Origin of the sequence: Halobacillus sp. BBL2006, assembly GCF_000786645.1 — a bacterium.
Classification (GTDB): Bacteria; Bacillota; Bacilli; order Bacillales; family Halobacillaceae; genus Halobacillus.
On the sequence record NZ_JRNX01000483.1, the window covers coordinates 1 to 9,963 of the forward strand.

A 9,963-nucleotide genomic window follows, 5' to 3' on the forward strand; every position below is an offset into this window, starting at 1 on the left:
GGTGAACTTCTACCTTTCTGTTAATACAACACTTCTTCAGTGGCTTCGCTAAGCACTGTGGGGTCTCACCGCTGCCTTCCTCCCGCAGAAGTATCCGTGTATCTCCTACGCTGGAATGGTATAACATGCAGTTTTCATCAGAGGAGACAGAATGCGTAGACTCCTCCGGGAACAGCACGTGTCCGAAGTAATGGCGTGAATTGGACATGTTGCGCTAATCATAAAAAATCCGAATGATGTTGAAATCTTATCATAAGAATCTCACCATCATTCGGATTTTAGAATTGGCTAAAACAATTGTCTCAGCCTCTTTATAATTTATTAGCTTTAGTACGAATGGAGGGAATGTAAGGAAAACACAGGTTAACAAATACTGCAACCAATAAGGCCCTTCTTAAAGCAATTAAAGAAGATATTTATAAATATTACACCTCTTAGTTTTCTTTCAGCACTAATTTCGCAACTGATTCTACATGATAAGTCTGCGGAAACATATCCACCGGCTGAATTTCTTCTACCTCATACCCATTCTTCACCAGGTACTCTAGATCCCGCGCCTGCGTTTCCGGGTTACAAGACACATAAACGACCCGTTTCGGCTGAAGCTTTACGACGCTTGATAAAAACGCTTCGTCACTCCCGCTTCTCGGCGGATCCATAATTACCACATCGGCTTTCTCACCACGCGCTGCCATCTCTACCATGAATTCCCCAGCGTCACCTTGATAGAACCGTGCATTTTTCACGCCGTTTCGTTTTGAATTTTGGATCGCGTCACGGACCGCATCCTTATTCAGCTCTACGCCAATTACTTTTCCGGCTTTCTGGCTGGCAACGAGACCAATCGTCCCAATCCCGCAGTAGGCATCGATCACGGTTTCCTCTCCAGTCAGCTCGGTCATTTCAATTGCCTTTCCATACAACTTCTCCGTCTGGACCGGGTTGATTTGATAGAAGGACTTCGCCGAAATCTCGAACTTCAGTCCGCACAAAGTGTCTGTGATCGTTCCCTTGCCGAACAGTACTTTCTCCTGATTGCCAAGAACCACGCTGGTGTCCCGTTTGTTCACATTCAGCAGCATCGTCGTAATTTCTGGGTGAGCTTTTCGTAGAGCTTTCACAAAATTGTTTTTGCCCTTAAACTCAGAGGATGCTGCGACCAGCACCACCATAATTTCCCCGCTGACCTTACCGACTTTGATCAGCACGTGCCGCAAGAACCCTCGTCCGGTGTCTTCGTTATACGGCTGCATTTTCGAGTTCTTCATGTAGTCCTTAATGGACTGCACGATTTCGTCCGCTTTCGGATCATGAATGAGACACCGATCCATTGGGATGATCTCATGTGTGTTCTGAGCGTACAGCCCGCCAATGACTTGACGGTTTTGGTTCAGTCCGAATGTCGTATGGCTTTTGTTCCTGTAATCATAGGGATGATCCATCGTCAAAATGGTTTCCGGCTTTCCAAACGGCTTCATCAGTTCATCTATGGTATCCTGCTTACAACGAGATTGCGCCTGGTTACTCATATGCTGGAGCTGACATCCCCCGCACTCATAGTAGTATGGACACGGGGGATCGACCCTTTCTTTAGCTGGATGGACTACCCGCTTCAACTCTGCATTCACAAATCGTCCTTTTTGGGAAACGGTCACCTCAGCCTTTTCACCTGGCAACAGAAGAGGTACTTCCAGTTGTTGTCCCTTCCACTCGGCAATGCCTTTTCCTTCATTCGTGAGGCCTGAACAGGTCACCTCTGCGGTTAAAGTTTTCCTTCCTCGATGGCTGGCTGTTTTATCCTTGCCTTTGGATGGGCCACCTCGCGATGAGTTCGGTTTCCCGTATCGTTTCTCAGAACGGTTGGGTTTATTTTTAGATTTCTTAAATCCTTTATTCTTTCGTTTACTCATAGGCACTTCCTGTCTTTGATTATTTGCCCTCATTATAAACTACCCAAAGCTGATAATAAAACAAACGATATAAAAAGCTCTCTCAACAATCCATGGACATCTAAACTAAAGATTGAAATCTCCCTTCCGAAAGAAACAGCGTAGATGAAGTAATGAGAGTGGTGAACCATCCGCTTTTCACTAGACAAAATCTTCTCCGGAACAAAAAAGATGGCGAGCATTTGCTCGCCATCTTTTAGAACGAGGGGGAATGAATTACATCATGCCGCCTATTCACTCGACTAGTTAAAGAGACAATATTAAGTACTGCCTAACCTTGTTATATCAAGTTCTCCGTTAGAGAATTAGTTTATAAACCACAATAATTTTTAATACTTTATGAACAGTATCCAATCATAATCCAGTCATCAAAAACATTTCCTAAGTTTCAGATTATAAGAACTTGAACCTTAATGTGAATAAGAAGGTGCCTTCGGAGAGCCGGCATGCACCCCTTTCGCCGCTTTCCAACTGGCCTCGAAAGAGAATTCAAATCGATGAATCGCTGCGTCTCGTTCCACATCGTTCGGGTTTTTAAGAGTAGCTAGCTTTTCAAAGGCAGCCAACGCTTTATCTGCTGCTTCTAATCGTCGGCGTAATCTTTCCATAAAATCCCTTCTTCTTTCACCCGTTGGACTAGAGCTTCTTTGGCATCATGTAAATTCACCACATCTACCTTGTAAGGAATGGTAGACTCTTAAATTGTTATTTACGTTGAAATACCAAATATTAAACATTAGATACTATTTGTCTACTTTTGGGGAATCTTTGCTTCATGAATCAAAAGCGATGCTTTCTTATCGTCATCAGGTACAGTAAATAGTTTGATACCTTGGTCTGATTTTTTCAGGAATACAGGATTGCGTGTGACCACATGACCTTCGGGAGAAAATTCTGTGACTGGCACTTCATTCTCTATACTAAAGTTCTTCATGTTAAGTAAAGCTAAGCCGCCTAATTCATATTTTCCACCTTTAGAATTTGGATCCTCTAAACCAGAGATACCGCTGCAAGCCATTTTACCTTTTCCTATATTTTCACAATCTTGATAATCGATGTAATGACTTGGATTACTCTCTACCTTTAGTTCTTTACCGTTTTCCCCCCATTCGTAAAATTTACGGGAGCCCCAATTTACGCCAACAATTTTTCCATTTTTATCATTATGAATAACTCCGCCAATATGATCATTAACCCTAAATTCCTCTTTAGCTTTTAATGTATCTATATCAATTTTGTACACAATTGATTTACTATCTGGGCGGTATTCTGCAGTAGGCACCCAAATATTTTCTCCATCAAAGTCAATGCCACCTGGGTGATACATATCGCCCTCTCCAAGTTTAATATCTTTCAGTAACTCACCTTTTCTATTAAAAACAAATAAATGACCTATTCCTTTCCCTGCAGATCGATCATACCCATTTTTCGGAGCATTGTACTTTTCTGGCTTTTTAATGATTTCAACAGAAGACATATAGAATTTGTCTCCTACTTGTGTCATTCCTTGGGGATGAAAAGCATCGAACTGCAAATTAATTTGATCCTTTTTAACCCATTTGGTACTACGAGATAGCTCTTTAAATAAATCTCTTAAATCTTGATCGTTCTTCTTGTTCTCTGCAAAAACAGTTGAAAACATGCTAATGAAAAGAACAGCCGTCATAAGTAACATCAACTTTCGCATGCTTGCCCTCCTATTGTAAAAAATAAAATATATGCAGGCAATAAAATAACGAATTTTAATCGCCTGTACTTATTTTAAAAGGTTAATAGAACAAAAAATACCTTTTTAGAAAGAATTTACTACAAAATTACATTAGATTAATACCCAAAAGGTTTTAATTTATTGATGTAATTTAGTCTTCTTTAAAGTGAATCATTAGTCTTCCATCAGCCTATAATTTACAGAAAGGATGCAACCCCCTTATATTGAAACAAACCTACTATACTTGCTAAATAATCTATCAAAAAGAAAAGGAGCATCGAATGGATTATCCCATCCGATGCTCCCTAAGCGTATCCCCTTCTAACTTGCTACTAAAATAGTTTTCTGCTATTTGAAAATGTCTCATTTTAATTTTCTACTAGGAATATTCCATCTGATACTGGACGTTCTCCTGTTTTATCGGAAGGGTGATTAACTAATTGATTTTCCACTACCATCGTAGAAGAACCTCCACCATCAAGATTCATTCCCTGAACGGCTCCAAGAGATTTAAGGACTTCTGCACTCTCAAAAAAGCTAAGTCCAATACTTTCCTTAGGTTGACGGCCGTCCACCGTTACAAATAAGAGATTTCCGTTTTCTTTGATTCCGGCAAAAGTACGAGGGTGACGGTATTGGGCAAAATGATAATAGAAATCACTACTCCAGTGGAATCCTTCTTCATCTGCTTGAATTTCCGTCTGTCCGTTCTCTAAAAGTTGAGGTCCTCCACCGACAAGATTTACTTGTGATTCCTTATCAACTTGTTTTCCATTTAAAAAGACCTTTTTAGTTATCTTCAGCTTATCCCCAACGGAGACTCTCTCTTTTAACCAATCGGCTTGTTTGCCAGTTGCTGAAAGAACGCTTCCGCTTTCAGGCAAGGAATGACCGCGTTGAGAATATGTTTGGATCACCTTTCCCTCCTTGTTTAACATGACTTCGTATCCTTCGCCTTTAGGAGTAGTCTTCCCAAAGTATTGGTTATACAGAAGAATTTCTGCTTTGTCCTTACATGTAACGTCATGCTTAGGCTTTGTTGTAGGCTGGTCATCTAAGCCTCCGCAGCTTCGAATTAATCCTGGTTCACGATTGATTCCATCAATGCTTGCCAAATCACCCTTGTCTGTTTCCACGCTCACTGTCGTCTTCACTTCTCCTATTTCAGCTTGTTGATTGGAAAGGAGTAAACCTGTTCGAGATCCAACTCCTTCACTTACTAAATCACCATCAATCATATACGCTCCTGCAGGATCACCAGGGATACCATCTTGTTTACTAAAGACAAAATACCCGCCATTTATTCCTGCAATGGCCTTCAGCCTGTCAGCCATGGAGGATACAGTTTCACGCCCTTTTATTTTCCCATGCGCCAGGCTATTTGTCAGTTTCCCTTCAAATTGGTCTGGATCAACTTCAACGACATCCAATTGCCATGGTCCTGTCGTTTTGGTTGTTCCATCATACTCAGAGTAAGTCACGCCAGCTTCTTCATAACCATCGTCTTTCAGTTGTTTTTCAAGTTTTTCAGCCTTCTTCTTGTCAGAAAATCCACCTATACGGACGACATATCCTATCTTCTTCTCTTTTACATCGGTAAATTGGCTATGTTTGTTCTTTATTTTATGAATATCGCTCGAATAACCATTCTTTTGTAAGGTATTGGCAGTCGTTTTAGCTTGAGATTTTGTTTTATAGAATGCGACATCCACCGTATAATAAGATTTTTTTGATTGGTATCCTCGTGCAATTTGTGTATAGGTAACTCCTTTGGCCAATTGTTTGGTAGTCCTCGTTTCCGGCAGATCTTTTTTTCCGATTGGAAGAGTAGCTTGCGTTTGATTTGATTCTTGTTTCTCCTCAGCTAAAACATTCAGGTTTAACCATCCTGGCGTGATGGTGGATATTACCAACATATGGAGTATAAAGAATATTTTTAAAGTTATAGATAAAAGTTGCATGAAATCCCTCCTTGGATGTATCTAGCATAGCAGTATAAAAACAGCGGACAACCGTTTATATAGCTTGATCGATTAAGCTTTATAAACGAAGTCATCTAAAGGTGGTAGCCAAGCCTTTTATTAAAAACAACCTGCAATACATGTTTTTAATTAAAGGAGATTGTGAGTGTTTTAGCCTTGGCAGTCGATTTTTCCCCCTTAAACACTTCACTGGTGAAGATGCTGACCTTTTTCAGTTCCTCTGGTTTTGTTTCTTTTATGATGAATCCTAGCTGTCCTTTTCTTACCTCCCTCGACTGATAGCTCCCGTGGAGATTTTCGATGTAGAAATCGTCTTTATAGGATATCTTTTCTCCCGTGTTGGTTTCTAAATAAGAGACAGGAGCGAAATTGACTTTTTGATCAGATGTGTTTTTAACAACGACGCGCAATTTAAGATAGTTGAAGTTTTTTTCCTGATTGGTGTAACCATGGAAAAAGTCAATTAAATCAGGGGAAGGATTATAATTCATTAACTTCGCCTCTTTGATGGTCACATCCATCGGTCCAACATGGACCGTTTTGTCGTCCGGTACGTAGGCCATCAGTTCAATTTTCCCATCCTTATCCCTGTGAGTTTGGCCGATTTCTGTCAGCCCACTGTCATCAGGGGCTTGGGGGCTTTCAATGAACGTGTCTGACTCCTTCTTATCGGAGGCTGCTTTTTCCTCCAACTCCCTCATTTCCTCTGTCTGCGTGGTATCGTCTGCTTTTTCTTCTTCAGATTTATTCGCTTCTTCTTTATTGGAGCAGGCCGCCAGTAAAACCAACGCTGTTAAAAGCAATAAAATGTGCTTCATGATTTTCCTCCTGTTGTCCCATGATAGGAAGAGCCCCCATCTAGACGGGGGCTCTTCCTACTATTGATGAAGATAAATGATTGCTCTTAATCTTCGTCATCTTCCTTACCTTTATCATCTTTATCATCACCGTGCTGGCCGTTGGTGGCGTTTAGTAGTTCGAACAGGGTTTTACCTGTTTGACTGTTTTCGTTTAATCCACTGAATTCACTAGTCTTAGGCCCATAGGCGTATAGGTTGACATCGACACCTGTATGACCACCTGTCGTCCACCCTGTTTTGGAGTGAACATCGTAAATATTTTCTATGGCATTATCTACAGCTGTCACGTCAATGGAACCCTCTTTTGGCTGGGCTGCTTTCTTCACCGAGGAGATTTCTTTTTCACTCAGGTCAATTCCAGAATACTTATTCAGTACTGATTCTACATCTTTTCCTTCTGCAATTTGTTTGGCCATGTAGTCAGGTGTTCGCTTTGCGGCATTGACTACTTCTGGGTTAAAGTTATATTCTCCTCCGCTTCCGATAGATAAGCCACCGGTAGAGTGATCAGCTGTGGTAACAACAATGGTATTCTCGTCATTTTTTGCAAATTCAATCGCAGTCTTGAAGGATTTTGCAAAGTCGCGCATTTCACTCATGGCAGCAACCACATCGTTGTCGTGGCCTGCCCAGTCAATCTGGCTTCCTTCGACCATCAGGAAGAAACCGTCTTTATCATCCTTCAGCTTCTCCAGAGCAGTTTCCGTCATTTGGTTGAGGGATGGAGACTCCTTATCACGGTCAATTGCTTTCGCCATTCCTTTTGGCGCAAACAGACCGAGAAGCTGTTCATTTTCCGCCTGGAGCATTTGCTCTGTTGTATCTACATACGAATACCCGTCTTGTTTGAATTCTTCGACCAGGTTACGATCTTCCCGCAAGAAGTAGCTTGTTCCACCGCCAAGCATGACATCGATTTTGTGCTCACCATTGATCAGTTCATCATAGTAATCATCCGCGATCGCGTTATAATTGTGTCGAGATTTATCATGGGAACCAAATGCCGCAGGAGTTGCGTGGTTGATTTGGGAGGTAGCTACAACTCCGGTAGCTTTCCCTTGTTCTTTCGCTTCTTCCAGGACTGTTTTTACTCTTTCATGTTCGAGAGTTACGCCGATTGCGCCATTGTATGTTTTAATACCTGAAGCCATCGAAGTTGCCGTTGCGGCAGAATCCGGAATATTTTCCTTGGTATCGCCTTTTCCTCCGTCATAATAAGGATCCCAAGAATAGGTTTTCTGGGCTCCCACCATGTATGGATCAAATACGGTCGGTTCCATCTTTTTCGTGGATGGATCGTCATTAACATAACGAAGCATGGTATTGTATGAAGGCCCCATTCCGTCCCCAACCATGAATATAATATTTTTAATTTCCTCGTCTTTGTCTTTTTGCTTCGCTTCAACATCCGGTGCGTTAGTTGTCGCAAATCCGGTGAATAACAGTGAAGCAGCAGCAGCTGCTGGTAGCAATTTCTTTCCTAAATTTTTATACTTCATAAAATCCTCCTTCAATAAAATGTAGTCAAATTTAGACTATTTCTCATGACCTCAGTTGTAGGCACAACTATTATTCTAGATTTCTATTGCAGGAAATCACAAGGGAAGAATAGGAAAATTAATAATTTTCACTCATAATTTACAAAATTTATAAAAATTTAACTAGATCCTCTTGGAGATTTAATCAACCTCACCAAATATGCTGTCTCGAATTTAAGAATAAAAGAAAAGCCTCTCAAAAGTTTATAAACTCTTGAGAGGCTTTTAAATTTAGCAAACGATTTTTATAACCTGTCAAAATCCAGTCAAATTGTTCGCAAACCCTATGTTGGAAGGATTTTGGCGTTATCACATCATGCCGCCCATTCACTCGGCTATTTAATAGGACAATAATAAGACCCTCAGAACCTTGTTATATCAAGGTTTCCATCGCAAAGTTAATTTATAAACCACAATAAGTTTTAATACTTTATGAACAGTATCCAGTCATAATCCAGTCACCAAAAACATCACCTAGATGATTTCAGACTATAAGAAAATGAATCTATAACCGTTCGGGCTACTGCATTTTTAAAATTGGTTCACAAACTAGAAGTAGTTGCTAAAGTCTGGGACTTTATCTTTTAATGGCTATTCCATCACTTTCCCATTCATTCGTTCAACCCACTGATGGAGAAGGTTATTATACCTGGTCAAGTTTTTGTGGATTTTAATGGCTACTTCTTCATTATAAGTATGGACGGTCAAATTACGATCATTTACCATTTCCAAAGCCAGAACGGCCTCTTCATCCTCCAACAAGTTGACCTCCCTGCAACTGCGAATGACACTTTTAGGAGAGCCGGCATCCACCCCTTCTATGTCATATAAATATTGCTTTGCCGCTTTCCAACTGGCCTCGAAAGAGAATTCAAATCGTTGAATCGCTGCATCTCGTTCCACATCATTCGGGTTTTTAAGGGTAGCCAGCTTTTCAAAGGCAACCAACGCTTTTTCTGCTGCTTCTAATCGTTGGCGTAATCTTTCCATAAAATCCCCTCCTCTTTCACTTGCTGAACTAGAGCTTCTTTAGCATCATGTAAATTCACCACATCTACCTTGTAAGGAATGGTAGACTCTTCGATTTGCTCGATCAGTTTATTCCATTTAAAAGGAGAGATCGGGGAGTGGGATTCGATAGCGATGTCGATATCCGAGCTACGTTTTTCTTCCTGTCGAGCCCAAGAACCAAATAAGAAAACACGTACTTTTTCATTGGCGAGTTGTTCATTCAAAATCGACTTCAGTTGTTCTAAAATTTGCTCCCGAAAATCTGCAGGATATCCCATAAAATCCCTTCCTCTTTTTGTCCCATTATAGCATATGTACATCTTATCTATTATGGATTTTCCTTCTCCACTCCCCCAACCATAATTTGGATCGCTATCAAGACCCTTATTAACTACACTAGAACCTAAATTTTAACTTGCGCTATATTAAGGATTAGCCCCCTATTCTGGAACACTCGAAATTAAGATAATCTTACTAAAATGCGCTCGACCTATAAAAGAGTTGATAAAGTTTACTTTCATTAATCCTTACTTACAAAGTGAGTGGCCTTTCATAAGCTACTGCATACCTTTCAATTTGCTCACATAATATTATGGGACGACTTAGAATCTCCAACTGAAAGGGGAAATCATCTTGATCAGAGAATTGAAATTTTTAGTGAACCGTAGAATTCTCTTCACATTAACAGCCTTTATCCTTCTTTACTTGAGTGTCACTTTGTTCAGAGCGCCTAATTTCACATTATTTGAACCGGTTGACTTTTTCACTCTCCATCTTGAAGGTCTTTTGCCAGCATTATTTCCATTACTTATTGCGGGTTTATACCTTATTCCTCCTGTAAAAAAACGAATCCTTAATAATGAGTTACCTATTAAAAACCGTCTATTATTAAATTCATATTTTTTCTTTTTACTT

At 40.4% G+C, this 9,963-nt stretch carries 10 protein-coding genes; 1 reads left to right on the forward strand and 9 read right to left on the reverse strand.

Annotated elements, in window-relative coordinates; translation table 11 throughout:
- Positions 1 to 434: 434 nt before the first annotated feature.
- From rlmD to LD39_RS14340, 9 genes are all read right to left on the reverse strand, one after another.
- Positions 435 to 1,910 (reverse strand): 23S rRNA (uracil(1939)-C(5))-methyltransferase RlmD, encoded by a 1,476-nt coding sequence (rlmD, locus tag LD39_RS14305; RefSeq protein ID WP_035548420.1) that lies wholly within the window; start codon positions 1,908 to 1,910, stop codon positions 435 to 437.
- A 32-nt stretch (positions 1,911 to 1,942) separates the two neighbouring features.
- Entirely contained in the window at positions 1,943 to 2,131 is a 189-nt protein-coding gene (locus LD39_RS22710) for a hypothetical protein (RefSeq protein WP_156112652.1), read from the reverse strand.
- 228 nt (positions 2,132 to 2,359) lie between these two features.
- Positions 2,360 to 2,557, reverse strand: coding sequence for a nucleotidyltransferase substrate binding protein (locus tag LD39_RS14310; RefSeq protein ID WP_081988461.1), 198 nt, complete (start codon positions 2,555 to 2,557; stop codon positions 2,360 to 2,362).
- Between the two features lie 143 nt (positions 2,558 to 2,700).
- Positions 2,701 to 3,636 (reverse strand): DUF6454 family protein, encoded by a 936-nt coding sequence (locus tag LD39_RS14315; RefSeq protein WP_035548422.1) that lies wholly within the window; start codon positions 3,634 to 3,636, stop codon positions 2,701 to 2,703.
- Positions 3,637 to 4,025: 389 nt separating this feature from the next.
- On the reverse strand, positions 4,026 to 5,618 hold the full coding sequence (locus tag LD39_RS14320; RefSeq protein ID WP_035548424.1) for a phosphodiester glycosidase family protein: 1,593 nt from the start codon (positions 5,616 to 5,618) through the stop codon (positions 4,026 to 4,028).
- A 146-nt stretch (positions 5,619 to 5,764) separates the two neighbouring features.
- On the reverse strand, positions 5,765 to 6,457 hold the full coding sequence (locus LD39_RS14325) for a hypothetical protein (RefSeq protein ID WP_035548426.1): 693 nt from the start codon (positions 6,455 to 6,457) through the stop codon (positions 5,765 to 5,767).
- Between the two features lie 86 nt (positions 6,458 to 6,543).
- A complete protein-coding gene (locus LD39_RS14330; RefSeq protein ID WP_035548428.1) occupies positions 6,544 to 7,998 on the reverse strand; it encodes an alkaline phosphatase in 1,455 nt (484 codons plus the stop codon).
- Between the two features lie 630 nt (positions 7,999 to 8,628).
- On the reverse strand, positions 8,629 to 9,027 hold the full coding sequence (locus LD39_RS14335; protein ID WP_035548430.1) for an HI0074 family nucleotidyltransferase substrate-binding subunit: 399 nt from the start codon (positions 9,025 to 9,027) through the stop codon (positions 8,629 to 8,631).
- On the reverse strand, positions 9,003 to 9,326 hold the full coding sequence (locus tag LD39_RS14340; RefSeq protein WP_035548432.1) for a nucleotidyltransferase family protein: 324 nt from the start codon (positions 9,324 to 9,326) through the stop codon (positions 9,003 to 9,005). Before LD39_RS14340 ends, LD39_RS14335 begins: the two co-directional genes overlap by 25 nt.
- A gap of 355 nt (positions 9,327 to 9,681) precedes the next feature.
- Here LD39_RS14340 and LD39_RS23605 point away from each other — a divergent pair.
- On the forward strand, positions 9,682 to 9,963 hold a 282-nt coding region (locus LD39_RS23605; RefSeq protein WP_035548434.1), incomplete at its 3' end, for a hypothetical protein.

Bases quoted from the DNA above. Each gene is read 5' to 3' on its own strand.
- LD39_RS22710 (WP_156112652.1), bottom strand. From the start codon at position 2,131: ATGCTCGCCATCTTTTTTGTTCCGGAGAAGATTTTGTCTAGTGAAAAG.
- LD39_RS14335 (WP_035548430.1), bottom strand. From the start codon at position 9,027: ATGGAAAGATTACGCCAACGATTAGAAGCAGCAGAAAAAGCGTTGGTT.
- LD39_RS14330 (WP_035548428.1), bottom strand. From the start codon at position 7,998: ATGAAGTATAAAAATTTAGGAAAGAAATTGCTACCAGCAGCTGCTGCT.
- LD39_RS14325 (WP_035548426.1), bottom strand. From the start codon at position 6,457: ATGAAGCACATTTTATTGCTTTTAACAGCGTTGGTTTTACTGGCGGCC.
- rlmD (WP_035548420.1), bottom strand. From the start codon at position 1,910: ATGAGTAAACGAAAGAATAAAGGATTTAAGAAATCTAAAAATAAACCC.
- LD39_RS14315 (WP_035548422.1), bottom strand. From the start codon at position 3,636: ATGCGAAAGTTGATGTTACTTATGACGGCTGTTCTTTTCATTAGCATG.
- LD39_RS14310 (WP_081988461.1), bottom strand. From the start codon at position 2,557: ATGGAAAGATTACGCCGACGATTAGAAGCAGCAGATAAAGCGTTGGCT.
- LD39_RS14320 (WP_035548424.1), bottom strand. From the start codon at position 5,618: ATGCAACTTTTATCTATAACTTTAAAAATATTCTTTATACTCCATATG.
- LD39_RS14340 (WP_035548432.1), bottom strand. From the start codon at position 9,326: ATGGGATATCCTGCAGATTTTCGGGAGCAAATTTTAGAACAACTGAAG.